Source organism: Streptomyces sp. NRRL S-646, assembly GCF_000720765.1.
Taxonomy (GTDB): domain Bacteria; phylum Actinomycetota; class Actinomycetes; order Streptomycetales; family Streptomycetaceae; genus Streptomyces.
Genome location: NZ_JODC01000010.1, coordinates 62,345 through 88,912 on the forward strand (window position 1 = coordinate 62,345; position 26,568 = coordinate 88,912).

The window sequence follows — 26,568 nt, forward strand, 5'->3', positions numbered from 1 at the left end:
CCGCTCGTCACCCCGCCGTTTCCCGGCTGTCAGCGCCGGGTGGCAGGATCGACCCATGTCAGACGCGCTCGATGCCACCCCCTACGACGCCCTGCTCCTGCTCTCGTTCGGCGGCCCGGAGGGCCCGGACGACGTGGTCCCGTTCCTGGAGAACGTGACGCGCGGGCGGGGCATCCCCAAGGAACGCCTGAAGGAAGTCGGACAGCACTACTTCCTGTTCGGCGGGGTCAGCCCCATCAACGACCAGAACCGCGCCCTGCTGGACGCCCTCCGCAAGGACTTCGCGGACCACGGCCTGGACCTGCCGATCTTCTGGGGCAACCGCAACTGGGCGCCCTACCTGACGGACACCCTGCGCGAGATGGTCGCCGAGGGGCACCGCCGCATCCTGGTCCTCGCCACCAGCGCCTACGCCTCGTACTCGGGCTGCCGCCAGTACCGCGAGAACCTCGCCGACTCGCTCGCCGAGCTGGAGGCCGAGGGCCTGGAGCTGCCGAAGATCGACAAGATCCGGCACTACTTCAACCACGAAGGCTTTCTGGAGCCCATGGTCGAGGGTGTCCTGCAGTCCCTGGCCGATCTCCCCGAGGACGTCCGGGACGGCGCGCACCTCGCGTTCTCGACGCACTCGATCCCCACCGCGTCCGCGGACACCTCCGGCCCGGTCGAGGACCACGGCGACGGTGGCGCGTACGTCGAGCAGCACCTGGAGGTCGCTCAGCTGATCGCCGACGCGGTCCGCGAGCGCACCGGCATCGACCACTCCTGGCAGCTCGTCTACCAGTCACGCTCCGGCGCCCCGCACATCCCGTGGCTCGAGCCCGACATCTGCGACCACCTGGAGGAGCGGCACGCGGCCGGCGCCCCGGCGGTCGTCATCGCCCCCATCGGTTTCGTCTCCGACCACATGGAGGTCCTCTACGACCTCGACACGGAGGCCAAGGCGAAGGCCGAGGAACTGGGTCTGCCGATGCGCCGCTCGGCCACCGTCGGCGCCGACCCGCGCTTCGCCGCCGCGATCCGCGACCTCGTCCTGGAGCGGGCGTCCGTGGAACGCGGCGAGGAGGTCACGCCCTGCGCCCTGGGCGCGCTCGGCGCGAGCCACAACGTCTGCCCGGTCGGCTGCTGTCCGGCCCGTGCCCCCCGCCCGGCCGCGGCGGGCGTCGACAGCCCCTACGTGTGAGGAGCCCCGTGACCGACCCCCTGCATCAGGAACTGCTCGCACTGGCCCAGGAGGCCGCCCGCCGCGCCGGGGAACTGCTGCGGGACGGCCGCCCGGCCGACCTCGCGGTCGCCGCGACCAAGTCGAGTCCGATCGACGTGGTCACCGAGATGGACATCGCGGCGGAGAAGCTGATCACGGACATGATCTCCGAGCGCCGCCCGGACGACGGTTTCCTCGGCGAGGAGGGCGCCTCCACCGAGGGCACCAGCGGGATCCGCTGGGTGATCGACCCGCTCGACGGCACGGTCAACTACCTGTACGGGCTGCCCACTTGGGCCGTCTCGATCGCGGCCGAGCAGGACGGCGAGACCGTCGTCGGGGTCGTCGCGGCCCCGATGCGCGGCGAGACGTACCACGCGGTCCGCGGCGGCGGAGCCCGCGCCACGGGCGCCTGGGAGGGCGAGCGTGAGCTGACCTGCCGCCCCGCGCCGCCCCTCGACCAGGCCCTGGTCTCGACGGGCTTCAACTACGTCACCGCGGTCCGCACCCACCAGGCCGAGGTCGCACAGAAGCTGATCCCCCTGCTGCGCGACATCCGGCGCAGCGGCTCGGCCGCCGTCGACCTGTGCGACCTCGCAGCCGGCCGCCTCGACGGCTACTACGAGCGCGGGCTGCACCCGTGGGACCTCGCGGCCGGCGACCTCATCGCCCGGGAAGCGGGCGCGCTGACCGGTGGACGCCCCGGAGAGCGCCCCGCACACGCTCTGACGATCGCCGGCACCCCGGGCGTCTTCGAGCCCCTCCAGCGCCTCCTGGAGGACTTCGGCGCCTGGCACGACTGACTGGGCGGCTTCGTTCGCCTCCGGGGGCGCCTCAGCCGATGCACTCCCGTCGACCGCCAGAACCAGCAAACCCCCGGCGCTGGATTCGCCGGGGGCCCGCTGTCGTACGTAACGCGCTGATCAGACGCAGACGCTAGGCGCCGACCTCCACACCGTGCTCGGCGGCGAGGCGGCGCAGGTCGTCGAGCTCGCCCTGCTCCACCTCGACGAGGAAGTCGTCGCCCTCGTCGCGAGCCCGCGTCAGGTCGGACTCGGTCGTCCTTATGCGCTGCAGAAGTCCTGCGGTGAATGCGTCCATGCTGCGCCCCCTCGTCCTGGGTCGTGGGTCGGTGGCACGGGGGTGTGCCGTTGGGAAGGGGCGATCACGTCTCCATCAGGTGCCCGGCACACGGGCGCCGGGGGTGGCGACGGTGCCGGACACCCACGCCCACTCTGCGGAAAGCGGATTGCGCCGTACCGCATGGTGCTGCGGCACTAGCAGAGCGTGATCGCGGGGTATGAACCGTCCTCCCCCCGCTCCCTTCCACGGAAACCTCAACCCGGCGAGAAAATCTCGCATTCCCGGGTCTCACACCTGTCCTTCATCCTGCCCTCATCCCCCGCCCACCCGCCTTACCGCCGACTTATGACCGAAAAGGGCAGGATGGAGCCACACACTCATGCAGGCCCCTGCCCGCGTGTGCCCTTGTGGGCGCTACGCGGATGGACACAGGAAGGACAAGCGACGTGCGCGTACTCGTCGTCGAGGACGAGCAGCTGCTCGCCGATGCGGTGGCCACCGGACTGCGCCGGGAGGCCATGGCCGTCGACGTCGTGTACGACGGTGCGGCCGCCCTGGAGCGCATCGGCGTCAACGACTACGACGTGGTCGTCCTCGACCGCGACCTCCCGCTCGTCCACGGCGACGACGTCTGCCGCAAGATCGTGGAACTCGGCATGCCCACGCGCGTGCTGATGCTCACGGCCTCCGGCGACGTCAGCGACCGCGTCGAGGGCCTGGAGATCGGCGCCGACGACTATCTCCCCAAGCCCTTCGCGTTCAGTGAGCTCATCGCCCGCGTGCGTGCCCTCGGCCGGCGCACCAGTGTGCCGCTGCCGCCGGTCCTGGAGCGTGCGGGCATCAAGCTCGACCCCAACCGCCGCGAGGTCTTCCGCGACGGCAAGGAGGTCCAGCTCGCGCCCAAGGAGTTCGCCGTCCTGGAGGTGCTGATGCGCTCCGAGGGCGCGGTCGTCTCCGCGGAGCAGCTCCTGGAGAAGGCCTGGGACGAGAACACGGACCCGTTCACGAATGTGGTGCGCGTGACCGTCATGACCTTGCGCCGCAAGCTGGGCGAACCGCCCGTGATCGTCACCGTGCCCGGCTCCGGTTACCGGATCTGATGCGCGATGGCCGCAACACCCGCTCTCCCCACGGCACCCCCCAAGCCCACCTGGGACCCCAGGAAGCCAGAGCCGCCGTTCCCCTGGCTGCGCCCGACCATCCGCATACGGCTCACGCTGCTGTACGGCGGCATGTTCCTGATCGCCGGCATCCTGCTGCTGTCGATCATCTATCTGCTGGCGGCCCAGGCCCTCCATGAGGGCAGTGGCCAGGCGTTCTCGGTGTCCGGCAACTTCGACATCACCAGCACCACCTGCCCCGCCGTGAACTCGGCACCGCTGAGCGAGGTCAGCTCGATCCTCAAGAACTGCGACGCCATCCAGCGCCAGCACGCCCTCGACGACCTGCTCAGCCGCTCCCTGCTGGCCCTCCTCGGCCTCGCGATCATCGCCTTCGCCTTCGGCTACGCCATGGCCGGCCGCGTGCTGTCCCCGCTCGGCAGGATTCTGCGCACCGCGCGCGCGGTGGCCGGCTCGGACCTGTCCCGCCGGATCGAGCTGGACGGCCCGGACGACGAGATCAAGGAACTGGCCGACACCTTCGACGACATGCTGGAGCGCCTGCAGCGCGCCTTCACCGCCCAGCAGCGCTTCGTCGGCAACGCCTCGCACGAGCTGCGCACGCCCCTCGCGATCAACCGCACGCTCCTCGAGGTGCACCTGTCCGACCCGAACGCGCCGGCGGAGCTGCATCAGCTCGGCAAGACGCTGCTGGCCACCAACGAGCGCAGCGAGCAGCTCGTCGAGGGCCTGCTGCTGCTGGCCCGCAGCGACAACCAGATCGTCGAGCGCAAGCCGGTGGACCTCGCGGAGGTCGCCGAGCAGGCCGTCGACCAGGTGCGCTCGGAGGCGGACGCCAAGGGCGTGGTGATCCGCAGCGAGCAGAAGCCCGCGGTCGTGCAGGGCAACGGCGTGCTCCTGGAGCGGATCGCGCTGAACCTGGTACAGAACGCCGTGCGGTACAACGTGCCGGAGGACGGCTGGGTCGAGGTCACCACCGAGGTCCAGCACGGTCAGGCCGTCCTGGTCGTGTCGAACACCGGGCCCGTGGTGCCCGCGTACGAGATCGACAATCTTTTCGAGCCCTTCCGGCGGCTGCGCACGGAGCGGACAGGCAGCGACAAGGGCGTCGGCCTCGGTCTTTCCATCGTGCGGTCCGTGGCCCGGGCCCACGGCGGGCACATCTCGGCCCAGCCTCGTGAGGGGGGTGGGCTCGTGATGCGCGTCGCGCTGCCGATCTGAGATCATGTCGCCGACACACGGGGATGTTCGCTTTGCGCGGAATTTTCTGGCCGCCGAACGGCGCATCCCATGTGTGATCGATCACAAGGGCGATTTTCCAGCCATCTACTCTCCGTGATCATGGGGACTGCCGTAAAGCCGGGAAAATCCGGGTTTTCGGGTGTCCTGATCACGGGAAGTACAGGGTGAGGCGCCTTTGAAGAGCGGCAAGGGACCGTGTACGGTCCCGTTCGCCATCCAAGCCGATCACTCTTGAGGAGTCCGGTTGGGTGTCGATTGAGTAACAGACCTTGATGTGAGGCAAAATCTCCGCCTCGGGTCGGGCACAAGTCCGGCCTCTCACGCGTTACGTGCGCTGGAGACACCGCAGACACCCAGAGGGGGAGAGCGCGACATGGCAACGGATTACGACACCCCACGCAAGACCGACGACGACGTCGACTCGGACAGCCTTGAAGAACTCAAGGCCAGGCGTAATGACAAGTCGACCTCCGCAGTGGACGTCGACGAGTTCGAGGCCGCCGAAGGCCTGGAGCTGCCCGGTGCGGACCTCTCCAATGAGGAGCTGGCCGTCCGGGTGCTGCCCAAGCAGCAGGACGAGTTCACCTGCATGAGCTGCTTCCTGGTGCACCACCGCAGCCAGCTGGCCCGGGAGAAGAACGGTCAGCCGATCTGCCGCGACTGCGACTGAGGCCGGGTCGGCCGTGACTGGCTCGACCCCACCTTGGAAGCGCCGCTCCCTCATGCCGGGAGCGGACGAAGGGCCGTCCGACGGCCCTCACGGCGCGCGTGATGACGAGCGAGGCCCGTCCGGTACGACACCGGGCACCACAGGGCCCACAGGATCGGCCTCGCTCGAACCGGCGGCCGGCCGGGTTGACCTCCCGGCCCCGTCGCAGACACCCGTGCCCGTCGCCAGGCGACGGGCCGCGGTGTTCCGCGACAAGGCCAGGGAAGGTGTCCGCAAGGGCGGCAGCGCCGCCAGGGCGGGCCTGGCCTATGTCGCCGACCGGATCATCGAGAACGCCCCGCGGATCCCGGTACGGGATCTCGCGGCGCTCCGCAGACAGTTCCCGGGCCTGGGGCCCGAGCAGCTCGCGGACAAGCTCGTGGCGGGCGCAGCGGCCGCCACATCGACGGTCGGAGCGGGGGTGGGAGCGGCGGCGATGCTGCCCGTACCTCCCGCGATGCCGACGGAACTGGCCGCCGAGATCACCGGGGTCGCGGCGATCGAGCTGAAACTGATCGCCGAACTCCACGAGGTCTACGGCGTACGCCCGCCCGGCAACCTCAAGCAGCGCAGCACCGCGTATCTGAACTCCTGGTCGGGAGAGCGCGGGATCGACGTGACCAAGCCGTCGACCGTGAGTTCCGCGCTGAACGGACCCATGAAGCGCGAACTGCGCCAGCAGATCATGAAACGCATGGTCCGCGACCTGCCGAACCTCATGCCCTTCATGGTGGGCGCCGCCGTAGGGGCGGTCATGAACCGCCGGGACACGAAGAAGCTTGCGGCGCGGATCCGCAAGGACCTGAGAAAGATCCAGGTGCCCTGGGACGCGCTCCCCGAGCTCCCGCCCCTGGAAGCCCCGGAGCGGCCGCTGGAGCTGGGGGACGGCTCAGCGGGGTGAGAGCTGTTACGCCACGGCCTCCCTGGCCGTCCTCAGCGCCTGAGCCAGGCGCTCCGGCTCCCGCGTCGACAGGTACAGATACGGCGTCGGGTCCTCGGGGTCGGTGACCTCCACGCGCAGGGCCGTGGGGATGTAGGCGCGCAGCAGGAGGAAGGCGCGGGTGTCGGCCTTGTAGGTGCGCCAGGCGCGCGCCTCCTCCGGGTCCAGGACCTCCGCCTCGCCCAGCGCCGTGACCGGGATCCTCGCCTCGCCCGCGATCAGCGAGTCACCCACCACACGGATGCGGACCGAGCCGTACGCGCTCGCCGCGACCGCCATCGCCGCCGTGCCGCCGACCAGACCGCCGAGCAGCGGCAGAGTGCCGAAGGGCAGCAGGATCAGGGCGAAGGAGACGCCCACCAGGAAGGAGATCAGCCACCACGAGCGGGGGGCGGTGAGGCGTTCTTCGTAAGGGGTGGCGGAGAGCTGCATGCAGCCAAGCTTGGCACGGTGTCCGGATATGGCGCGGATCAGGGGGTGTCGGCGCGAAGCGCCGTCGAGTAGGGCGGCGGTGGGAGACGGGCGGGCGGGTAAGGTCTGCGGCTGTGAGTGGTACTTCCCCAGCTCTTCAGCCTCCCGCCGACGCGGTGCAACCGGTGCGGCACCCTGATGCTCCCGCGCCCGGTGAGCTGCTCGGTGCCCACTACGAACAGTGTTTCGGATGCGGCGGCGGGCAGCCCCACGGACTGCACCTGGAGGCGCGCGCCGGCGAAGGCGTCACGATCACCGCGGAGTTCACCGTGCAGCCCGCTCACCAGGGGGCGCCCGGCCTTGCCCACGGCGGGGTGCTGGCCACCGCCCTGGACGAGACCCTGGGCTCGCTGAACTGGCTGCTCAGGACGATCGCCGTGACCGGACGGCTGGAGACGGACTTCGTGCGGCCCGTTCCGGTCGGGACGGTGCTGTATCTGGAGGCCGAGGTCACGGCGGTGGCGGGGCGCAAGATCTACTCGTCCGCCACCGGACGCATCGGCGGCCCGGACGGGCCCGTGGCCGTGCGCGCCGACGCGCTCTTCATCGAGGTGAAGGTCGACCACTTCATCGACAACGGCCGCCCGCAGGAGATCCGGGCCGCCATGGACGACCCGGACCAGAGGCGGCGCGCCCGCGCCTTCGAGGTGAACCCGTGAGCCGTGACCCCGTGAACGTACTGATCCGGCGCGTCGACCCGGACGTACCGCTTCCGTCTTACGCACATCCCGGTGACGCGGGCGCCGATCTGCGTACCACCGAGTCGTGTGAACTGAAGCCGGGCGAGCGGGTCGTACTGCCCACGGGGGTGTCCATCGCCCTCCCGGAGGGGTACGCGGCCTTCGTGCACCCGCGGTCCGGGCTCGCTGCCCGCTGCGGTGTCGCCCTGGTGAATGCCCCGGGGACGGTTGATGCCGGGTACCGTGGGGAGATCAAGGTGATCGTGGTGAATCTCGACCCGCGCGAGGCCGTGCGGTTCGAGCGCTTCGACCGGATTGCCCAACTGGTCGTCCAGCAGGTCGAGAAGGTCCGCTTCCAGGAGGTCGCGGAGCTTCCCGGCTCGGCACGGGCCGAAGGGGGCTTCGGGTCCACCGGAGGTCATGCCGCGGTGGCCGGGACGAGCAGCACAAACGGTCAGGCCGCCATGAGCGGCACTACGGGTGGGAATCGATACGCTTCGGTCGTATCCGACCGGGAAGGACAGTGACGTGTTCGGACGTCGCAACAAGAAGGGTGCCGCCGAGGACGCGGCCGGCGAGGCCGAGCAGGTCGTCGACAGTGTCGACACTGAGGCGGACGACGAAGAGCGCGAGCGCGTGAGGCTCGAGCCCGAGCCGCGGCCGGACGGGCCGTGGGACGACTCGGAGGTGCGCGACCCGGCCGAGGGCCGCGTGGACCTGGGCGGGCTCTTCGTGCCCGGGGTCGACGGCATGGAGCTGCGGGTCGAGGTCGCGGGCGACGCGATCGTCGCGGCGACCGTCGTGCTGCGCGACAGCGCCATCCAGCTGCAGGCCTTCGCCGCTCCCAAGCGCGAGGGCATCTGGGGCGAGGTGCGCGAGGAGATCGGCTCGGGCATCACCCAGCAGGGTGGGATCATCGACGAGGTCGAGGGCCCGCTGGGCTGGGAGCTGCGGGCCCAGGTGCCGGTGCAGCTGCCGGACGGCACGGGCGGGTTCCAGGTCGTGCGGTTCGTCGGTGTGGACGGTCCCCGCTGGTTCCTGCGCGGTGTGATCTCGGGCCAGGGCGCGGTGCAGCCGCAGGCGGCCGGTCTGCTCGAGCAGATCTTCCGGGACACGGTCGTGGTCCGCGGCGAGGGCCCGATGGCGCCCCGGGACCCGATCGTCCTGAAGCTGCCGAACGACGCCCAGATGGTCCCCGAGGGCGTCCAGCAGGAGGAGGGCTCGCGCTTCTCCGGCGGCATGGGGCAGCTGCAGCGCGGCCCGGAGATCACCGAGGTCCGCTAGTCGCTCCGCTGTGCTGAGCGGATGGGCGGTGCCGCGGTTGGCCGTCGGTCGTCTGCTGGGCCGTCGTGGCTGGTCGCGCAGTTCCCCGCGCCCCTTCGGGGCGCGACTGTTCGAGAGCCGCACCCTTTGGGGTGCGGCTCTTTTGTATGCGTGAACTCTTGACGACGGATTGGTCTGTACCTACGGTCTCCGCTCAATGCGTCTGTTCATGGAGACGCTTCACGTTCGCATACGAGAACGGATGCCCCCACCATGCGCCGTACCGCACTCCTCGCGACCGCCTCCGCGCTTGTCGTGGGCATGATCGCCTGGCCTGCCGCCCGCCATGCCGACGCCGCCCCCACCGCCTTCGTGCACCCCGGAGTCACCGTCTCCAAGGCGCAGTTGGACTTCACCCGCAGCAAGGTCAATGCGGGCGCCCAGCCCTGGAAGGGCGCCTTCGACCAGATGCTGGCGAGCAAGTACGCCGACCTGAACCGCACGCCGAAGCCGCGGGCGACCGTCGAGTGCGGCTCGTACTCCAACCCCGACTACGGCTGCACGGACGAGCGCAAGGACGCGATAGCCGCGTACACCGACGCACTCGCCTGGTACATCACCCGCGACGACCGCTACGCGAAGAAGTCGATCGAGCTGATGGACGCCTGGTCCGCCGTGATCAAGGAGCACACCAACAGCAACGCGCCCCTGCAGACCGGCTGGGCGGGCTCCTCCTGGCCGAAGGCCGCCGAGATCATCAAGTACACGTACACCGGAAGCTGGGCCAACTCCGGCCGCTTCGCGACCATGCTCCGGAACGTCTACCTCCCCGAGATCATCAACGGCTCCAACTCCAACGGCAATTGGGAGCTGTCGATGATGGAGGCCGCGGTCGGCATCTCCGTCTTCCTGGAGGACAAGGCCTCGTACGACAAGGCCATGGCGAAGTTCCGGACGCGTACGGCCGCTTATGTCTATCTCTCCTCCGACGGTGACCTGCCCAGGACCGTGCCCAGCCAGAACCTCGACACCAAGGCGAAGATCGTGGGCTACTGGCAGGGGCAGTCCACCTTCGTCACCGGGCTCACCCAGGAGACCTGCCGCGACCTCACCCACACGGGCTACGGCATCTCCGCGATCTCGCACGTCGCCGAGACCAGCCGGATCCAGGGCCAGGACCTGTACGGCACCGACGTCGGCGAACGGCTGCGGCAGGCGCTCGGGTTCCAGGCCAAGTACGAGCTGGGTGCCGCCGTCCCGAGCTGGCTGTGCGGCGGCTCGCTGAAACTCGGGCTCGGGCCCGTCACCGAGGTCGGCTACAACGCCCTGCACAACCGCCTCGGTATCGCGATGACCAACACCCAGACGCTGACCCAGCAGCAGCGCCCGGCGGGCAGCAACAACCTCTTCGTGGCCTGGGAGACCCTCACCCACGGGGACAACCCGAGCTGAACCGTTGAACCGCCGGCGCCGGGCGGTGATACTGACGCCCGGCCGACGGCTGCACGGGGGAGGGCGCATGAGTCAGGTGGTCACCGGGACCATGGTGCGGGTCGAGAACGTCCACAAGTCCTACGGCCAGGGAGCGGCCGCCGTGCACGCCCTGCGCGGTGTCTCCTTCGAGGTGCCGCGCGGCGAACTCGTGGCCCTCAAGGGGCGCTCGGGGTCGGGCAAGACGACGCTCCTCAACATCGTCGGCGGACTCGACGTACCCGACGAGGGGCGCGTGAGCGTCGACGGCCTCGACCTGTCCGAGCTCGGCGAGGACGGACTCCTGGCCCTGCGGCGGGATCGCGTCGGCTTCGTGTTCCAGTCCTTCGGGCTCATCCCGATCCTCACGGCCGCCGAGAACGTCGGCGTGCCGATGCGGCTGCGCCGGGCCGAGGTGCGGGAGCGCGAGGAGCGCGTCGAGCTGCTGCTCGCCCTCGTCGGCCTCGCCGACCACGCGGCACAGCGGCCCGGCGAGCTGTCCGGCGGCCAGCAGCAGCGGGTCGCCATCGCCCGCGCCCTCGCCAACAGCCCCGCGCTCCTCGTCGCCGACGAGCCGACCGGCCAGCTGGACGCGGAGACCGGCCACGCCGTGATGGAGCTGCTGCGGGCCGTCGTCGACAGCGAACAGGTCACCGCCCTGGTGGCCACCCACGACGCGACCCTGCTGGACCTCGCCGACCGGGTGCTGGAGCTGGGCGACGGGGAGATCGTCGAGCACTGAGCGCCCCGGCGTCAGAGTTCCGTCAAAGACGGCTCCGAGGCCGCTCCCGGGACCTTTTGTCGCGATTGCTGGCCGTAAGGTCGACGCTGCGTGGGCAGCAGTGACCGGAAGACAATGGGGCCATGGGACGCGGCAAGCTTCGGATCTACCTCGGTGCGGCACCGGGCGTCGGCAAGACGTACGCGATGCTCTCCGAGGCGCACCGGCGGGTGGAACGGGGCACCGACTGCGTGGTGGCCTTCGTGGAGCACCACGGTCGGCCGCGCACCGAGGTGATGCTGCACGGCCTGGAGCAGGTGACCCGCAAGGAGCTGGCGTACCGGGGCACGGCCTTCACCGAGATGGACGTCGACGCCGTCCTCGCCCGCAGCCCCCAGGTGGCTCTGGTGGACGAGCTCGCCCACACCAACGTCCCCGGCTCCCGCAACGCCAAGCGCTGGCAGGACGTCGAGGAGCTGCTCACGGCCGGCATCGACGTCGTCTCGACCGTCAACATCCAGCACCTGGAGTCGCTGGGCGACGTGGTCGAGGCGATCACCGGGGTACGGCAGCGGGAGACCGTGCCGGACGAGGTGGTGCGGCGGGCGGACCAGATAGAGCTCGTCGACATGTCGCCCCAGGCGCTGCGCCGGCGCATGGCGCACGGCAACATCTACCAGCCCGACAAGGTCGACGCGGCCCTGTCGAACTACTTCCGGCCCGGCAACCTGACCGCCCTGCGGGAGCTGGCCCTGCTGTGGGTGGCGGACCGGGTCGACGAGTACCTGAAGCAATACCGCAGCGACCACCGGGTGTCGAAGATCTGGGGCTCCCGGGAGCGGATCGTGGTCGGCCTGACCGGCGGACCCGAGGGCCGGACCCTCATCCGGCGGGCCGCGCGCCTCGCCGAGAAGGGCGCGGGCGGCGAGGTGCTGGCCGTCTACATAGCCAGCAGCGACGGCCTGACGGCCGCCTCGCCGAAGGAACTGGCCGTACAGCGCACCCTCGTGGAAGACCTCGGCGGCACCTTCCACCACGTGGTCGGCGACGACATACCGGCGGCGCTGCTCGCCTTCGCGCGCGGGGCCAACGCCACCCAGATCGTGCTCGGCGTCTCACGGCGCAAGAGCTGGCAGTACGTCTTCGGGCCGGGCGTCGGCGCGACGGTCGCCCGCGATTCCGGGCCCGACCTCGACGTCCACCTGATCACGCACGACGAGGCGGGCAAGGGGCGCGGGCTGCCGGTGGCCCGGGGGGCGCGGCTGGGCCGGTCGCGGATCATCGGGGGCTGGCTGGTCGGCGTGCTCGGCCCCGCAGTCCTCGCCGCGCTCCTGAACACCGTCCACCTGGGGCTCGCCAACGACATGCTGCTCTTCCTGGCAGTGACGGTCGCGGCGGCGCTCCTCGGTGGCCTGCTGCCCGCGCTGGCCTCGGCCGCGGTGGGCTCGCTGCTGCTGAACTACTTCTACACACCTCCCCTGCACCGCTGGACCATCGCCGACCCGAAGAACATCGTCGCCATCGTGATCTTCGTGGGCGTCGGCATCTCGGTGGCCTCGGTGGTCGACCTCGCCGCCCGGCGCACCCACCAGGCGGCCCGGCTGCGCGCCGAGTCGGAGATCCTGTCCTTCCTCGCGGGCAACGTCCTGCGCGGCGAGACCGGCCTGGAGGAGCTCCTCGAACGGGTCCGCGAGACCTTCGGCATGGAGTCGGCGGCCCTCCTGGAACGGGCCGGCGACCACGACCCGTGGACCTGCGCGGGCCGCGCAGGCCTCGGCCCCGCGGTGCAGCGGCCGGACGAGGCGGACGTCGACGTGCCGGCCGGGGACCACATGGCGCTGGCGCTGACCGGCCGGGTGCTGCCCGCCGAGGACCGCCGGGTGCTGGCCGCGTTCGCCGCCCAGGCGGCCGTCGTACTGGACCGCCGGCGCCTCCAGGAGGAGGCCGAACAGGCCCGGACGCTGGCCGAGGGCAACCGCATCCGGACGGCGCTGCTGGCCGCCGTGAGCCATGACCTCCGTACCCCCCTGGCCGGGATCAAGGCGGCCGTGTCGTCACTGCGCTCGGACGACGTGGCGTGGTCCGACGAGGACCAGGCGGAGCTGCTGGAGGGCATCGAGGAGGGCGCCGACCGGCTCGACCACCTGGTGGGCAACCTCCTCGACATGTCCCGTCTGCAGACCGGCACGGTCACCCCGCTGATCCGCGAGGCCGACCTCGACGAGGTCGTACCCATGGCGCTGGTCGGGGTGCCCGAGGACAGCGTCGAGCTGGACGTGCCGGAGACCCTGCCCATGGTCGACGTGGACCCGGGCCTCCTGGAGCGGTCGGTGGCCAACCTGGTCGAGAACGCCGTCAAGTACAGCCCGCCGGGCCGGGCGGTACTGGTCGCCGCCAGCGCCATCGCCGACCGGGTCGAGGTGCGCGTGGTCGACCGCGGCCCCGGCGTCCCCGACGAGGCCAAGGAGCGCATCTTCGAGCCCTTCCAGCGCTACGGCGACGCCCCGCGCGGGGCCGGCGTGGGCCTCGGCCTCGCCGTGGCGCGCGGCTTCGCCGAGGCCATGGGCGGCACCCTCACCGCCGAGGACACACCCGGCGGCGGCCTCAGCATGGTCCTCACCCTGCGCGCGGCCGGACCGCGCTCGCCCGAGCTTCTCCACCCGGCGGAACCCGAAAGGCAGGCCACATGACCCGTGTGCTGGTCATCGATGACGAGCCGCAGATCGTGCGTGCCCTCGTGATCAACCTCAAGGCGCGCAAGTACGAGGTCGACGCGGCCCACGACGGCACCACCGCCCTCCAGCTCGCCGCCGCCCGCCACCCCGACGTGGTCGTCCTGGACCTGGGCCTGCCCGACATGGACGGCGTCGAAGTGATCCGCGGCCTGCGCGGCTGGACCCGCGTGCCGATCCTGGTGCTGTCCGCCCGGCACACCTCCGACGAGAAGGTCGAGGCCCTCGACGCGGGCGCCGACGACTACGTCACCAAGCCCTTCGGCATGGACGAACTGCTCGCCCGGCTGCGGGCCGCCGTCCGCCGCGCCGAGCCGGTCGGCGCCGGCGAGGACGACGTGACCACCGTGGAGACCGAGGAGTTCACCGTCGACCTGGCAGCGAAGAAGGTCAACCGGGGCGGGAAGGACGTACGGCTCACGCCCACGGAGTGGCATCTGCTCGAGGTGCTGGTGCGCAACACGGGCCGGCTGGTGAGCCAGAAGCAGCTCCTGCAGGAAGTGTGGGGTCCGTCATACGGGACGGAGACGAACTACCTGAGGGTGTACATGGCCCAGCTGAGGCGGAAGCTGGAAGCGGACCCGTCGCATCCCAAGCACTTCATCACCGAGCCTGGGATGGGGTACCGCTTTGAGGGGTGAGCTGCGCGGCAGGCCGGGGGTCCGGGGGTTGTCCCCCGGGAGATGCAGCATCACCGAGCCTGGGATGGGGTACCGCTTTGAGGGGTGAGCTGCGCGGCAAGGGCGTCGGTTCGAGCGCCGGAGCCGCGGGTACGTAGCTGTCAGTGCACCCCGGTACGCTTCAGATATGAGTGCTGTTCCTCGTTCCGAAAAGCCGGCGGGCCGGTTCCGGCGCATGCTCGACCGGCTCTCCTCGTCGCAGGAGGACCTGGAGTCCGAGGAGCTGCGGGAGGACACCGCGACAGCCGGATGTACCCGGATCGGTGACTGTCACGACCGACAGATCGTCACGGTTACTGGTACCTTGCGCACGGTCACCCTGCGGCCGCGTGCGGGCGTCCCGGCCCTGGAGGCCGAGCTGTTCGACGGTTCCGCCGCCCTGGACGTGGTGTGGCTCGGCAGGCGCTCCATCGTGGGCATAGAACCGGGGCGCAGGCTGATCGCATCGGGCCGCGTCTCGCTCAGCCGGGGCCGCCGGGTGCTGTTCAATCCGAAATACGAACTCAGACCCCTCGGACGGGAGTAGCCGGTGACGTCGCTCGACAAGCCGACCGAAGACACTCAAGCCGACGACGCCCGGGCGGTGACCGAGGCCGCCCTGTTCGAGGCGTTCGGCGGAGTGCGGGGCATGGTCGAGACGGTGCTGCCCGGCCTCCTCTTCGTCACCATCTTCACGATCAACAAGGACCTGCACTGGTCGGCCATCGCCGCCCTCGCCGTGTCCCTGCTGCTCGTGGTGGTCCGTCTGGTCATGCGGGACACCGTCAAGCACGCGTTCAGCGGTGTCTTCGGTGTCGCCTTCGGTGTCGTCTTCGCGATGATGACGGGCAACGCCAAGGACTTCTACCTCCCCGGCATGCTCTACACGCTGGGCCTGGCGCTGGCGTACATCGTCACGACCCTGTGCGGGGTGCCGCTGCTCGGGCTGATCCTCGGGCCGGTGTTCAAGGAGAACCTCTCCTGGCGGACGCGTAACCCGGGGCGCAAGAAGGCGTACGCGAAGGCCAGTTGGGCCTGGGGTCTGATTCTGCTCGCCAAGTGCGCGATTCTCTTCCCGCTGTACTGGTGGGCGAACACGGCGCAGTTGGGCTGGGTGCTGGTTGCGCTGAAGATTCCGCCGTTCCTGCTGGCTGTCTGGCTCACCTGGGTGTTCCTGGCGAAGGCGCCCGCGCCGATCGACGTGTTTGCGGAGATGGAGGCGGAGGAGCAGGCCGAGAAGGAGCGGGCCGCTGCCGCGGGGGCCGAGCCCAGCGGTGGGCGGCACCGGCGGGAGGCGTAGGGGCGTTTTCCGCCCCCGCCGCCCCTTCCCGTCCCGAACCTGGGGGCTGCGCCCCCAGACCCCCGCTTCGGCCTGAACGGCCTCGTCCTCAAACGCCGGACGGGCTGAAAAAAGGGCGCCCCACCTTCAGGGGGGCGCCCTTCGTCAGTTCGCCGTATCCTCGCGCCGCACCGAGAGCAGATCCTCCAGCTGCTCCTCTCGGGCCTGGGCGGCCACGAACAGGAGTTCGTCGCCCGGCTCCAGGGAGTCGTCGCGGGACGGGGTGAGGACCCGGGTGCCGCGGATGATGGTGACCAGGGACGTGTCCTCGGGCCATTCGACATCGCCGACCTGGGTGCCGGCCAGGGCCGACTCCTCCGGCAGCGTCAGCTCCACCAGGTTCGCGTCGCCGTGGCTGAAGCGGAGGAGGCGTACCAGGTCGCCGACCGAGACCGCTTCCTCGACCAGGGCCGACATCAGACGGGGGGTCGAGACCGCCACGTCGACGCCCCAGGACTCGTTGAAGAGCCACTCGTTCTTGGGGTTGTTCACGCGGGCCACGACGCGCGGGACGCCGTACTCCGTCTTGGCCAGGAGCGAGACGACCAGGTTCACCTTGTCGTCGCCCGTCGCGGCGATCACGACGTTGCAGCGCTGCAGCGCCGCCTCGTCCAGCGACGTGATCTCGCAGGCGTCGGCCAGCAGCCACTCCGCCTGCGGGACGCGCTCGACCGAGATGGCGGTCGGCGCCTTGTCGACGAGCAGGACCTCGTGGCCGTTCTCCAGCAGCTCGCCCGCGATCGAGCGGCCGACCGCGCCGGCACCGGCAATGGCGACCCTCATCAGTGACCGCCCTCCTCTTCGGGACCCTTGGCGAACGACGCCTCGACCTTGTCGACCTCGTCGGTGCGCATCATCACGTGCACCAGGTCGCCCTCCTGCAGCACTGTCTGCGAGCTGGGCAGGATCGCTTCACCGAGCCGGGTCAGGAACGCCACGCGGACGCCCGTCTCCTCCTGCAACTTGCTGATCTTGTGGCCGACCCAGGCGGCGGAGGCGTGCACCTCGGCGAGCTGGACACCGCCCGTGGGGTCGCGCCACAGCGGCTCGGCGCCCGAGGGCAGCAGCCGGCGCAGCATCTGGTCGGCCGTCCAGCGGACCGTCGCGACGGTGGGGATACCGAGGCGCTGGTAGACCTCGGCACGACGCGGATCGTAGATACGGGCGGCGACGTTCTCCACACCGAACATCTCGCGGGCCACGCGCGCGGAGATGATGTTCGAGTTGTCGCCGCTGGACACGGCGGCGAAGGCACCGGCCTCCTCGATACCGGCCTCGCGCAGGGTGTCCTGGTCGAATCCGATCCCGGTGACCCGGCGGCCGCCGAATCCGGGGCCGAGGCGGCGGAAGGCCGTGGGGTCCTGGTCGATCACTGCGACCGTGTGCCCCTGTTGCTCCAGGGTCTGGGCAAGCGCGGAACCCACTCTTCCGCAGCCCATGATGACGATGTGCACGACCGTCCTTCCAGTGTCAAGAGTTACTGCTCGGCCACATCAGGGTCTCAGACCGACGCCCAAGCTACACACGCGCGGTAGGACGTCGGCACCCCTGTGCACGGTTGCCGCACGGCGTGTGACCTCAGCGACGGCTGATGCTGCGGACGCTGGCAAGAGTCAGGATTCCGAGGCCGACGAGGGCCGCCGCGGCGCCGATCAACTCTGCGGTGGCGTGCATGGAACCTCCAAGGGGCGGCAACTGGGGCGGTGATTGTCATATAGGCATGAGGGCGCGGCGGCCTGCGGAATCCGTCGCCGGAGCCACCTTCGTTTTCACTCGGAGGGCAGATGGGTGGGGGAGGGTGGTTGGGTCCCCGTTCGAACGCCTACGATTACCTGTTGTGTCCAAACTGACCGACGTGCCCAAACGGATTCTGATCGGGCGCGCACTGCGCAGTGACCGGCTGGGCGAAACGCTCCTGCCGAAGCGCATCGCCCTCCCCGTCTTCGCCTCCGACCCGCTGTCCTCCGTGGCCTACGCCCCGGGAGAGGTGCTGCTGGTCCTGTCCATCGCGGGCGTGTCGGCGTACCACTTCAGCCCCTGGATCGCCCTCGCGGTCGTCGTGCTGATGTTCACCGTGGTTGCCTCCTACCGGCAGAACGTGCATGCCTACCCCAGCGGCGGCGGCGACTACGAGGTCGCGACCACCAACCTGGGTGCGAAGGCGGGCCTGACCGTGGCCAGCGCCCTGCTCGTTGACTACGTCCTCACCGTCGCTGTCTCGATCGCGTCCGGCATCGAGAACCTCGGCTCCGCGGTCCCGTTCGTGGTCGAGCACAAGGTGCTGTGCGCGGTCGCCGTGATCGTGCTGCTGACGCTGATGAACCTGCGCGGCGTGAAGGAGTCCGGCAAGCTCTTTGCGATCCCGACATATGTGTTCGTCGGCGGCGTGTTCGTCATGATCGCCTGGGGTGCGTTCCGCGGGCTGGTGCTCGACGACACCATGCGGGCGCCGACGGCTTCGTACACGATCAAGGCCGAGCACCAGGGGCTGGCCGGTTTCGCGCTGGTCTTCCTGATGCTGCGCGCCTTCTCCTCCGGCTGTGCCGCGCTCACCGGTGTCGAGGCGATCTCCAACGGTGTGCCGGCCTTCCGCAAGCCCAAGTCGAAGAACGCGGCGACCACGCTCGCGGCGATGGGTCTGCTCGCGGTCACCATGTTCTGCGGGATCATCGTCCTCGCCCTGACGACCAAGGTCCGCATGGCCGAGAACCCGGCCACCGACCTGCTCAAGCACGGCGTCGCGATCGGCTCCGGCTATGTGCAGAACCCGGTGATCACCCAGGTGGCCGAGGCCGTCTTCGGCAAGGGCAGCTTCCTGTTCGTGGTGCTCGCCGCGGCCACCGCCCTTGTTCTGTTCCTGGCCGCCAACACCGCCTACAACGGCTTCCCGGTGCTCGGCTCGATCCTCGCCCAGGACCGCTATCTGCCCCGCCAGCTGCACACCCGCGGCGACCGCCTCGCCTTCTCCAACGGCATCGTGCTCCTCGCGGGCGCGGCGACCCTGCTCGTCGTGATCTACGGCGCCGACTCGACCCGGCTGATCCAGCTGTACATCGTCGGCGTGTTCGTGTCCTTCACGCTCAGCCAGACCGGCATGGTCCGGCACTGGAACCGCCATCTGGCCGTCGAGAAGGACCAGGCCAAGCGGCGCCACATGGTGCGCTCCCGCGCGATCAACGCCTTCGGTGCCTTCTTCACCGGCCTGGTGCTGGTCGTCGTCCTGGTCACCAAGTTCACGCACGGCGCCTGGGTCGCCCTGCTCGGCATGGTGATCTTCTACGCGACGATGACCGCGATCCGTAAGCACTACGACCGCGTGGCCGCGGAGATCGTGGCGCCCGAGGGCCCGAGCGACGACAGCGTACGGCCGTCCCGCGTCCACTCGGTCGTCCTGATCTCGAAGATCCACCGCCCCACGCTGCGTGCCCTCGCCTACGCCAAGCTGATGCGCTCGGACAGCCTGGAGGCGCTCACCGTCAACGTCGACGCGGCGGAGACGAAGGCGTTGAAGGAGGAGTGGGAGCGGCGCGGCATCGACGTACCGCTGAAGGTGCTCGACTCGCCGTACCGCGAGATCACGCGGCCGATCATCGAGTACGTCAGGGGCCTGCGCAAGGAGTCGCCGCGCGACGCGGTGTCCGTGATCATCCCCGAGTACGTGGTCGGCCACTGGTACGAGCATCTGCTGCACAACCAGAGCGCGCTCAGGCTCAAGGGCCGGCTGCTGTTCACGCCGGGCATCATGGTGACGTCCGTGCCCTATCAGCTGCAGTCCTCGGAGGCGGCGAAGAGCAGGGCCCGCAAGCGGCAGGAGTGGAACGCGCCGGGCTCGGTGCGGCGCGGTCCGGCCCAGGAGGGCCGGCCGAAGCAGCCCTCGGACTCCAAGGGCTGAGACACGTCGGTCAACGGCCGGACGACACCCACGTAGACTGGTGGGCTGTTGTCCGGCCGTTTCCCTTTCGATGTTGTGGAGTCACCCCGCCATGCAGGCAGAACCGAAGAAGTCGCTGGTCGGGGAGGAGTACGAGGTCGAGATCGGCCCCGTCGCCCACGGCGGGCACTGCATCGCCCGTACCACCGAGGGCCAGGTGCTGTTCGTCCGGCACGCGCTGCCCGGTGAGCGGGTCGTGGCGCGGGTCACCGAGGGCGAGGAGGGGGCCCGGTTCCTGCGCGCGGACGCGGTCCAGGTCCTCTCGGCCTCCAAGGACCGCGTCGAGGCGCCCTGCCCCTACGCCGGCCCCGGCCGCTGCGGCGGTTGCGACTGGCAGCACGCCAAGCCGGGGGCGCAGCGGCGGCTGAAGGGCGAGGTGCTCGCCGAGCAGCTGCAGCGGCTCGCGGGCCTCACGCCCGAGGAGGCCGGCTGGGACGGCACGGTGATGCCGGCCGAGGGCGACAAGCTGCCCGCGGGTGAGGTGCCCGCCTGGCGGACGCGTGTGCAGTACGCGGTGGACGCCGACGGCCGTGCCGGTCTGCGCCGCCACCGCTCGCACGAGGTCGAGGCGATCGACCACTGCATGATCGCGGCCGAGGGTGTCAGCGAGCTGGGCATCGAGAAGCGCGACTGGGCGGGTATGGCGTCGATCGACGCCATCGCGGCGACGGGTTCGCAGGACCGCCAGGTGATCCTGACGCCGAAGCCGGGCGCGCGCCTGCCGATCGTCGAGCTGGACAAGCCGGTGTCCGTGATGCGGGTGGAGGAGAAGGACGGCGGGGTGCACCGCGTCCACGGCCGTCCCTTCGTGCGCGAACGCGCCGACGGGCGGACGCACCGGGTCGGCAGCGGCGGCTTCTGGCAGGTTCACCCGAAGGCCGCCGACACCCTGGTGACCGCGGTCATGCAGGGGCTGCTGCCGCGCAAGGGCGAGATGGCGCTCGACCTGTACTGCGGTGTGGGCCTGTTCGCGGGCGCCCTGGCCGACCGGCTCGGCGACAAGGGCGCGGTGCTCGGCATCGAGTCGGGCAAGCGGGCCGTCGAGGACGCCCGGCACAACCTCGCCGACTTCGAACGGGTGCGGATCGAACAGGGCAAGGTCGAAGCCGTACTGCCGCGCACCGGGATCACCGAGGTCGACCTCATCGTCCTGGACCCCCCGCGAGCGGGCGCCGGCCGCCAGACGGTCGCCCACCTGTCGTCACTGGGCGCCCGCCGGATCGCCTACGTGGCTTGCGACCCGGCGGCACTGGCGCGGGACCTGGGGTACTTCCGGGACGGGGGGTACCGGGTGCGGATGCTGCGGGCGTTCGATCTGTTTCCGATGACGCATCATGTGGAGTGCGTGGCGATTCTGGAGCCGGCTGCAAAGGGCTCCTGACGTGCTGTTCCATGGCTGATCGGGATGCTCGACCTGTTTCCGCTGATGCATCAGGTCGAGCGGGCAGTCCGCCCACGACGGCTGCACTGGCCTCCGGTTTTATGTGAATCAGCGGGCCTGCCCGCCCAGGCTGCACCGGACGTCTCATGACTCTTGACGCTCAAACGACGCTGGTTTTCGGGGGGTCATCGGAGCTGAGTTTCTGAGCTCGATCATGCTCGCGCCGCTTCGGCAACGACGAGGTTGTCGACTTTGCGGACGTGGTCGGTGTACGCCGTGAAGGTACGTTCGACCGGGCCGCCAGCGATCGGGTCCGGCGGCTTGAACCCCAGCCGTGGCCGACGGCACCGAATAAGCCGTGCGTTGTCCCGCAACCGTCGGCCCGAGGGTGCAGGGACACATGAAGAAAGAAAGCCCGTCGTCGCCGCTCCAATGTGCCCTCTCTTTCAGGCGGTTCGGCCGAAGAAGTACTGGTCGGAAAGGAAGCTTTCCGGGTACTCATGAAGGCTTGGTCGGGGGAACGGGGGATCCGGTGCTGCTTGTCATGGCACTACTGGTGATGGGTGGGGTCGTGCTGGTGTCGCGTTGTGGGGGGCCGACGGCCTTCCATCGACCGTGTCGCCGCAGGCGCAGGGGGCTTTTCGCGCGCTGCCGAGACCATGCCTCCACCTTGGTCACAATCACCGACGTGGCAGGCCTTGCGATGTTCGGTCTTGCCTTCGGTATGTGGGCACTCTTCGGGCCGGGCGCCTGATGCGGCGCAGGCGGAGTCAAGGCGGGTGGGCTGCGGTTCCCTGGTGGGTGTGGGGCGCGGGCGCCCTGGCTGGGGTCACTGGTCTGTGGAAGATGGCTGAGCAGTGGCCGGTGTGGACGGGCATAGCTCTGACGGCAGTGGCAGCGGGGCTGGGCCTGAAACCGGGACGGCTGGTCATACAGAGGCTGACCGGCCGTTCCTCGCTTCCCGCGGGGCCCGTGCGCTATTCATTGACGCATCTCGATGCCCTGGACCCCAGGGCGTTCGAGCTGGCGGTCTGCGCCTTGCTGCGCCGCGACGGACTGGCCGCAGAGCATGTGGGCAGAGCGGGGGACAAGGGCGCCGACGTACTAGTCGTCGATCGTTCGCGACGCCGGGTCGTCGTGCAGTGCAAGCGGCTGCGACCGGACCGAAGGGTCGGGGACCAGGATGTGCAGCGGATTAATGGCACCTATCGCCACGACCACGGTGCCCATTTCGCGGTGATCGTCACCACCGGCGGTTTTACGGCAGCCGCGAGAGCCAGCGGCCCACGCTATGGGATTCACCTCGTGGACCGGGACGCTCTGCGGAGGTGGGCGGACCTGGGCGAGCCGCTGTACGCGATCCTGCGGGTTCCGGACGAAGGCGCGAGGCGTAGGCGTTGGGCACCTGGATCATGGCGGACAGGAAGTGTCGCCAAGGTGACGGCACATCAGCAACGTTCCTAATTCTCTTACATCACAAGCAAGTTGGCGGTACGAGGGGAAACATGTCCGATGAGATCGAGTCCGCGCGGATCCAGGTGTTCGGCGCGGACCCGCGGCATGCGGAGCTCGAAGCGAAGGAGCTCCGTGAGGTGCTGAACCGGTTGGACGGCGCCCAAGTGCGCTTCGCACCGCCTGAAATGCAGCCGGGTACGGAGGGCACGAAAGGGGCGGAACTGCTGACCCCGGAAGTCGTGCTCGTCCTCACCACAGGCACCCTTGCGCTGGCAAGGACCGCCATCAAAGCGTGGGTCGAGGTCCGAAAAAGCCGCAAGGTGCGCGTGGTGCATTCCGATGGAACGGTTACGGAGTTCCAGGGCGGAGTATCCGGGCGTGAGGTGAAGGCGCTGCGAGCCGGCCAAGCCGACAGGTCGGATGCTGGACCGAGGGACGGGCGATGAGCCGAAAGCATGCCTTACTCGTGGGCACCGCTGCTTACGAGGACGGCACCTTCTCCGCCCTGCCCTCCGTGCGGGCAGATGTTCACTACCTGAGCCAGGTGCTGGAGATGCCCGCGGTCGGAGGGTACGAGGCGTGTGTACGGGTCGAGGACTCGTCGCGGGTGGCTGTCAAGCAGGCCGTCGAACGGTTTCTGGGGGAACGCGAGCCGGACGAACTGGTCGTGCTCTATCTCAGCGGCCATGGGGCGTACGACCGTGAAGACGGCCAGCTGTACTACATCACGACGGACACCGAGGCCAGCCGAATACAGGAGACCGCCCTCGAAGCCTCTTTCGTGACAGACCAGTTGGAGAAATGCGCGGCTCGACGCAAAGTCCTGCTGCTCGACTGCTGTTTCAGCGGCAGCGCGGTACAGGGCTTCCGCAGCAAGGGGGCCTCGCACTCGGCCACCGCACCGATCGTCGAGGCCGGCGGAGTGTACGTCATCACCGCGTCACAGCACTGGGAACAGGCGTTCACCACTGATGCGGATCAGCCCTCGCAGTTCACCAGAGCGATAGTCGAGGGTCTGCACTCGGGACAAGCCGACCTGGACGGTGACGGGCAGGTCTCCGCGAACGATCTGTTCCGGCACATCAGCCGTGACCTGCAAAAGGCACCTGACGGACGGCGGCAGACGCCGACCCAGTCCAGTCTTCACGTGACGGGCGACATCTACCTCGCGCGTGCCGCAGCCGGCCGCCAGATTCCCGCCCTCAAGCCGTTGCCTGCCCCGCTCACCGCAGTCAGCGATGGCACAGGAGGAATGACTCCGGCACCGGTCAAAGCCACCGAGGCAGCCCACGACGACTCCGCTTTCACCGACGTCGAATGGACACAGCTGCTGACGTACTACCAGCACTGCCTGGAGGCGGAGAACGGCACCGATGAACTACTTCCGCTGGTGGGCAGCGATCCTCCACGCGCGGTCTGGCCGGCCGGGGAGGAAGTCCTGCTCTCCGGTACGGAAGCCTCGGTGCAAGCGCCGGAACGCGTCATGGACCTTGCCGAGCGAGCTCGCCAGGACGGTACCGACCTTTGGTACGGATACCCTCTTGCCGTCCTTTACGACGGCAAGCGGCAGGTGTGTGCACCGCTCGCCATGCGTCAGATAGAGGTCGAACGAGGACCGCAGGGACGAAGCGTGGTCACCCCTACAGGGCCGATCGTCCTGCATCCGAAGCTCGTCCTCGACCGGCTGGGCAAGGACGAAGGCAAAGAATTGCTCGCCGCGTACCAGCCCAACTGGCGGCCGGGATTCCGGGAGGACATGGTCCGCGACCTGCGCAGTCTGCTGCAGGAATTGGGACTGGCCGACACGGAGCATCTCGACCCCGGATCGCTCGGCGACGGCAGCTCGCTGTACGCCGCGCATGAGGGCGCTCGCAACGTAGCGGTCGTCTTCGCCGCACGGTCGGACTCCGCGGCCACCGCACAGCTGATGAAGGACTACAGAACGCTGCAACAGAGCGTCGGGCAGTTCGCGGGCACCGCGCTCGGAGCGTTCACCGCGCGGGCGGCCTTAGGAGCGGACGCGGACGCCGAGCGAGAGGTGCAGATCGTCGCTCCCCTGGAACTGAACGAAGGGCAGGAAGCGGTCATCCGGGCGGCCATGGTCCGCAAACTCACGGTCGCCACCGGGCCACCCGGCACCGGGAAGAGCCAGCTCATCGTCAACGCGGTAGCCACGGCCAGAGCGGCCGGCCAGACAGTGCTCGTGGCATCGACCAACAACAAGGCGGTGGACGAGGTCTGGGAGCGTTGCGAAGCCCTGGCCCCGGGACTTCTCGTACGGACGGGCAACCAGACAGCCGTCGAACAGGAGTTGCGAACGCTGGAGCAGCTGACCGGCAGCGTCCGGCCCCACCAGTCTTCCCAGATGCACCGAGGCGAACTGCGGAACCATCTACGAGCTCAAGAAGTGCTACGTCGTCATCTCGCGGAAGTCTCCCGTCGAGAGCGAGAACTGGCTGACCTCGGCCGACTGCGCTTCTCCTACGCCGAACGACACAACGCCGACCCTCAGACGCTTGCCACGGCTCTGGGCGACGATGTTTCCCTCGGACGATGGCTGCGCCGGGCTCGCGCGGCAGTCCGCCTCCGGATCTTCGGAGGGTGGCTGCGAAGCCGATGCCTGCGCGGCCTCGCCTCGCTGTCCGTACGGGCTGCGGGGCGCCAGAGCTTCACCGATCTACTGTCTTTCGCGGAGGCCGAAGCCGCCTGGCGGCGGAAAATCACCGAAGCCGATGCGGCGCCGGAGGACGCCCAACTCCTTACGATGCTCCGGGAGGTCGATCGACAGGTCCGGGAGACAGCGGCAGCATTGCTGCGGGTGTCGGTGGCGGAGCAGGCAATGACTGCGCGTGCGGCCATCCACGACCGTATCGAAGCCGTGAAGTCACGATCACCGCGGCAGTGGTCGTCCTTGGAGCGGATCCTGCCGCAGGTCTGCGGCTGGGCCGTCACCGCGAGGTCCCCACGACGCTTCCGGGACCGGGCCGCTCTCTTCGACCTGGTCATCGTCGATGAAGCGAGCCAGTGCTCCACTCCGGATGTGCTGCCTCTGCTCTTCCGTGCCCGGCGGGCCCTCGTGATCGGTGACCCCATGCAGTTGCAGCACATCACCACACTTCAGCCTCGGCAGGAGGCAGAGGCACACCGTGGAGCCGGGCTGCGGGCGAGTTGGCTCGATGAGCACCGTTTCGAGCACCGCCGTTACTCCTCGTTCCATGCGGCTGCACGCGCGGCCGGAGAAACCCTGCTGCTGGACGAGCACTTCCGTTGTCACCCGGACATTGTCGGCATCTCGAACCGGCATTGTTATGGCGACCGGCTGACGGTTCTCACAGAGCCCCGGTCGTTGCGGCGCCTTGATGGAGTCGACGCTGTTCAGTGGCTCGATGTGGTGGGAACGGCGCGCAGAGGCAGGAACGGGTCGTGGGTGAACGAGGAGGAGGCAGATCGCGTCCATCTTTCGGTGGAGCGGTTGCTTATGCGTCTTCCTGAAGGTTCGACGGTAGGCGTCGTCACCCCCTTCCGGGCCCAGAAAGACCTGATCGCCGAGCGCTGGAAGCACGAAGCGCGGGTACGGGTCGGTACCGTGCACACATTCCAGGGAGGACAGCAGGACGTGATCCTCCTGTCCCTCGTCGCGGGCACGAGAATGCGCCCGAGCGCGGTCAACTGGCTCTGTCGCGAGGTCAATCTGTGGAACGTGGCCATCACACGCGCCCGTTCGCATCTCATCGTGTTCGGCGACCGCGATTTCTGGTCCGTGCGGGCCGGCATGCCGCATGCGCTGCTGGATGCGGCTGAGGCGAAAACGGGCCTGTCTTCGTTCGACGCGGACTCCGGTCAGCACGACGAGCTTGTCGGCGACCGGCTTCAACTCATGCTGGCGGACGCGATTCCCGGAGCTTTGCTCGACAGGAATGTCACGGCCGACGGCTACCCCTACGACTTCGACGTCCGCCGGGGTATGGGGGCTGCCCAGGTTCTGCTGGATCACGGGGCGTCCGTCGATGCGGAGGACGCTCACCACTTGAGGCTCGCCCTCAGCCACACGGCCTTGCTGCCGAACGGCGTGCGGCTGCCGGCCTGGCATGTGTGGGCCAGCCGAGCGGAGCGAGTGACGGGGCGGCTCAATCACTGAATGCCTCCATAGGCCAACTTCCGCGCTCT

The 26,568-nt window shown here is 69.4% G+C and carries 24 protein-coding genes; 20 read left to right on the forward strand and 4 right to left on the reverse strand.

Features of this window, described 5'->3' with window-relative positions; genetic code table 11:
- Positions 1-55 precede the first annotated feature (55 nt).
- Positions 56-1,183 (forward strand): ferrochelatase, encoded by a 1,128-nt coding sequence (locus tag IH68_RS0126165; protein WP_030939585.1) that lies wholly within the window; start codon positions 56-58, stop codon positions 1,181-1,183.
- A gap of 8 nt (positions 1,184-1,191) precedes the next feature.
- Complete coding sequence (locus IH68_RS0126170) at positions 1,192-2,007, forward strand: inositol monophosphatase family protein (protein WP_030939587.1); 816 nt, start codon at positions 1,192-1,194, stop codon at positions 2,005-2,007.
- Positions 2,008-2,140: 133 nt separating this feature from the next.
- Here the strand turns inward: IH68_RS0126170 and IH68_RS57275 are convergent, their stop codons facing one another.
- Positions 2,141-2,305 carry a hypothetical protein gene (locus IH68_RS57275; RefSeq protein WP_016432180.1) on the reverse strand — a complete coding sequence of 55 codons (165 nt, stop codon included), beginning with the start codon at positions 2,303-2,305 and terminating at the stop codon, positions 2,141-2,143.
- 428 nt (positions 2,306-2,733) lie between these two features.
- Here IH68_RS57275 and IH68_RS0126180 point away from each other — a divergent pair, with 428 nt between their 5' ends.
- The 4 genes from IH68_RS0126180 (at position 2,734) to IH68_RS50155 (ending at position 6,260) form a co-directional block, all read left to right on the forward strand.
- Entirely contained in the window at positions 2,734-3,387 is a 654-nt protein-coding gene (locus IH68_RS0126180) for a response regulator transcription factor (protein WP_003993508.1), read from the forward strand.
- 6 nt (positions 3,388-3,393) lie between these two features.
- Complete coding sequence (locus IH68_RS0126185; protein ID WP_030939589.1) at positions 3,394-4,629, forward strand: sensor histidine kinase; 1,236 nt, start codon at positions 3,394-3,396, stop codon at positions 4,627-4,629.
- 394 nt (positions 4,630-5,023) lie between these two features.
- Positions 5,024-5,320, forward strand: coding sequence for a DUF4193 domain-containing protein (locus tag IH68_RS0126190; protein WP_005481602.1), 297 nt, complete (start codon positions 5,024-5,026; stop codon positions 5,318-5,320).
- Positions 5,321-5,333: 13 nt separating this feature from the next.
- Positions 5,334-6,260, forward strand: coding sequence for a hypothetical protein (locus tag IH68_RS50155; RefSeq protein WP_030939591.1), 927 nt, complete (start codon positions 5,334-5,336; stop codon positions 6,258-6,260).
- 6 nt (positions 6,261-6,266) lie between these two features.
- Here IH68_RS50155 and IH68_RS0126200 read toward each other — a convergent pair whose 3' ends face one another.
- Entirely contained in the window at positions 6,267-6,731 is a 465-nt protein-coding gene (locus IH68_RS0126200) for a DUF3093 domain-containing protein (protein ID WP_030939593.1), read from the reverse strand.
- A 113-nt stretch (positions 6,732-6,844) separates the two neighbouring features.
- On the opposite strand from IH68_RS0126200, the gene IH68_RS0126205 reads away from it, so the two are divergent.
- The 9 genes from IH68_RS0126205 (at position 6,845) to IH68_RS0126245 (ending at position 15,595) form a co-directional block, all read left to right on the forward strand.
- A complete protein-coding gene (locus IH68_RS0126205) occupies positions 6,845-7,429 on the forward strand; it encodes a PaaI family thioesterase (protein ID WP_030939595.1) in 585 nt (194 codons plus the stop codon).
- Positions 7,426-7,977: a dUTP diphosphatase gene (gene dut, locus IH68_RS0126210; RefSeq protein WP_030939596.1), complete on the forward strand. Its 552-nt coding sequence runs from the start codon at positions 7,426-7,428 to the stop codon at positions 7,975-7,977. The genes IH68_RS0126205 and dut overlap by 4 nt, the downstream gene beginning before the upstream one ends.
- Before the next feature lies 1 nt (position 7,978).
- Positions 7,979-8,734, forward strand: coding sequence for a DUF3710 domain-containing protein (locus IH68_RS0126215; RefSeq protein WP_030939598.1), 756 nt, complete (start codon positions 7,979-7,981; stop codon positions 8,732-8,734).
- A gap of 252 nt (positions 8,735-8,986) precedes the next feature.
- Positions 8,987-10,165 (forward strand): alginate lyase family protein, encoded by a 1,179-nt coding sequence (locus tag IH68_RS0126220; protein ID WP_030939600.1) that lies wholly within the window; start codon positions 8,987-8,989, stop codon positions 10,163-10,165.
- A gap of 67 nt (positions 10,166-10,232) precedes the next feature.
- On the forward strand, positions 10,233-10,925 hold the full coding sequence (locus tag IH68_RS0126225; RefSeq protein WP_030939602.1) for an ABC transporter ATP-binding protein: 693 nt from the start codon (positions 10,233-10,235) through the stop codon (positions 10,923-10,925).
- A 122-nt stretch (positions 10,926-11,047) separates the two neighbouring features.
- Positions 11,048-13,594, forward strand: a complete 2,547-nt coding sequence (locus IH68_RS0126230; protein WP_030939604.1) for a sensor histidine kinase — start codon at positions 11,048-11,050, stop codon at positions 13,592-13,594.
- Positions 13,591-14,277: a response regulator gene (locus tag IH68_RS0126235; protein WP_030939606.1), complete on the forward strand. Its 687-nt coding sequence runs from the start codon at positions 13,591-13,593 to the stop codon at positions 14,275-14,277. Before IH68_RS0126230 ends, IH68_RS0126235 begins: the two co-directional genes overlap by 4 nt.
- Before the next feature lie 166 nt (positions 14,278-14,443).
- The gene (locus IH68_RS0126240) at positions 14,444-14,842 is read left to right on the forward strand and encodes an OB-fold nucleic acid binding domain-containing protein (RefSeq protein WP_051833739.1); all 399 of its coding nucleotides are present in this window, start codon (positions 14,444-14,446) and stop codon (positions 14,840-14,842) included.
- A 3-nt stretch (positions 14,843-14,845) separates the two neighbouring features.
- Complete coding sequence (locus IH68_RS0126245) at positions 14,846-15,595, forward strand: DUF3159 domain-containing protein (protein WP_030939609.1); 750 nt, start codon at positions 14,846-14,848, stop codon at positions 15,593-15,595.
- Positions 15,596-15,739: 144 nt separating this feature from the next.
- On the opposite strand, the gene IH68_RS0126250 is transcribed toward IH68_RS0126245, so the two are convergent.
- Both IH68_RS0126250 and IH68_RS0126255 read right to left on the reverse strand, forming a co-directional pair.
- On the reverse strand, positions 15,740-16,417 hold the full coding sequence (locus IH68_RS0126250) for a potassium channel family protein (RefSeq protein ID WP_030939611.1): 678 nt from the start codon (positions 16,415-16,417) through the stop codon (positions 15,740-15,742).
- Entirely contained in the window at positions 16,417-17,088 is a 672-nt protein-coding gene (locus tag IH68_RS0126255; protein ID WP_030939613.1) for a potassium channel family protein, read from the reverse strand. Before IH68_RS0126255 ends, IH68_RS0126250 begins: the two co-directional genes overlap by 1 nt.
- Positions 17,089-17,471: 383 nt before the next feature.
- Here IH68_RS0126255 and IH68_RS0126265 point away from each other — a divergent pair, with 383 nt between their 5' ends.
- The 5 genes from IH68_RS0126265 to IH68_RS0126285 all read left to right on the forward strand — a co-directional run bounded on the left by IH68_RS0126265 (position 17,472) and on the right by IH68_RS0126285 (position 26,539).
- Positions 17,472-19,526, forward strand: coding sequence for an APC family permease (locus tag IH68_RS0126265; RefSeq protein WP_030939616.1), 2,055 nt, complete (start codon positions 17,472-17,474; stop codon positions 19,524-19,526).
- A gap of 91 nt (positions 19,527-19,617) precedes the next feature.
- On the forward strand, positions 19,618-20,946 hold the full coding sequence (locus IH68_RS0126270) for a class I SAM-dependent RNA methyltransferase (protein ID WP_030939618.1): 1,329 nt from the start codon (positions 19,618-19,620) through the stop codon (positions 20,944-20,946).
- Between the two features lie 846 nt (positions 20,947-21,792).
- Entirely contained in the window at positions 21,793-22,410 is a 618-nt protein-coding gene (locus IH68_RS53545) for a restriction endonuclease (protein WP_234341588.1), read from the forward strand.
- Positions 22,411-22,451: 41 nt separating this feature from the next.
- Positions 22,452-22,847: an effector-associated constant component EACC1 gene (locus IH68_RS0126280; protein ID WP_030939621.1), complete on the forward strand. Its 396-nt coding sequence runs from the start codon at positions 22,452-22,454 to the stop codon at positions 22,845-22,847.
- Positions 22,844-26,539: a caspase, EACC1-associated type gene (locus IH68_RS0126285; protein ID WP_030939622.1), complete on the forward strand. Its 3,696-nt coding sequence runs from the start codon at positions 22,844-22,846 to the stop codon at positions 26,537-26,539. The genes IH68_RS0126280 and IH68_RS0126285 overlap by 4 nt, the downstream gene beginning before the upstream one ends.
- Positions 26,540-26,568: the final 29 nt, after the last annotated feature.

Coding starts and splice junctions, on each gene's coding strand:
- IH68_RS0126165 (WP_030939585.1), top strand. CDS start 56: ATGTCAGACGCGCTCGATGCCACCCCCTACGACGCCCTGCTCCTGCTC.
- IH68_RS57275 (WP_016432180.1), bottom strand. CDS start 2,305: ATGGACGCATTCACCGCAGGACTTCTGCAGCGCATAAGGACGACCGAG.
- IH68_RS0126185 (WP_030939589.1), top strand. CDS start 3,394: ATGGCCGCAACACCCGCTCTCCCCACGGCACCCCCCAAGCCCACCTGG.
- IH68_RS0126190 (WP_005481602.1), top strand. CDS start 5,024: ATGGCAACGGATTACGACACCCCACGCAAGACCGACGACGACGTCGAC.
- IH68_RS0126200 (WP_030939593.1), bottom strand. CDS start 6,731: ATGCAGCTCTCCGCCACCCCTTACGAAGAACGCCTCACCGCCCCCCGC.
- IH68_RS0126220 (WP_030939600.1), top strand. CDS start 8,987: ATGCGCCGTACCGCACTCCTCGCGACCGCCTCCGCGCTTGTCGTGGGC.
- IH68_RS0126225 (WP_030939602.1), top strand. CDS start 10,233: ATGAGTCAGGTGGTCACCGGGACCATGGTGCGGGTCGAGAACGTCCAC.
- IH68_RS0126230 (WP_030939604.1), top strand. CDS start 11,048: ATGGGACGCGGCAAGCTTCGGATCTACCTCGGTGCGGCACCGGGCGTC.
- IH68_RS0126235 (WP_030939606.1), top strand. CDS start 13,591: ATGACCCGTGTGCTGGTCATCGATGACGAGCCGCAGATCGTGCGTGCC.
- IH68_RS0126240 (WP_051833739.1), top strand. CDS start 14,444: ATGAGTGCTGTTCCTCGTTCCGAAAAGCCGGCGGGCCGGTTCCGGCGC.
- IH68_RS0126250 (WP_030939611.1), bottom strand. CDS start 16,417: ATGAGGGTCGCCATTGCCGGTGCCGGCGCGGTCGGCCGCTCGATCGCG.
- IH68_RS0126270 (WP_030939618.1), top strand. CDS start 19,618: ATGCAGGCAGAACCGAAGAAGTCGCTGGTCGGGGAGGAGTACGAGGTC.
- IH68_RS53545 (WP_234341588.1), top strand. CDS start 21,793: ATGGCTGAGCAGTGGCCGGTGTGGACGGGCATAGCTCTGACGGCAGTG.
- IH68_RS0126280 (WP_030939621.1), top strand. CDS start 22,452: ATGTCCGATGAGATCGAGTCCGCGCGGATCCAGGTGTTCGGCGCGGAC.
- IH68_RS0126285 (WP_030939622.1), top strand. CDS start 22,844: ATGAGCCGAAAGCATGCCTTACTCGTGGGCACCGCTGCTTACGAGGAC.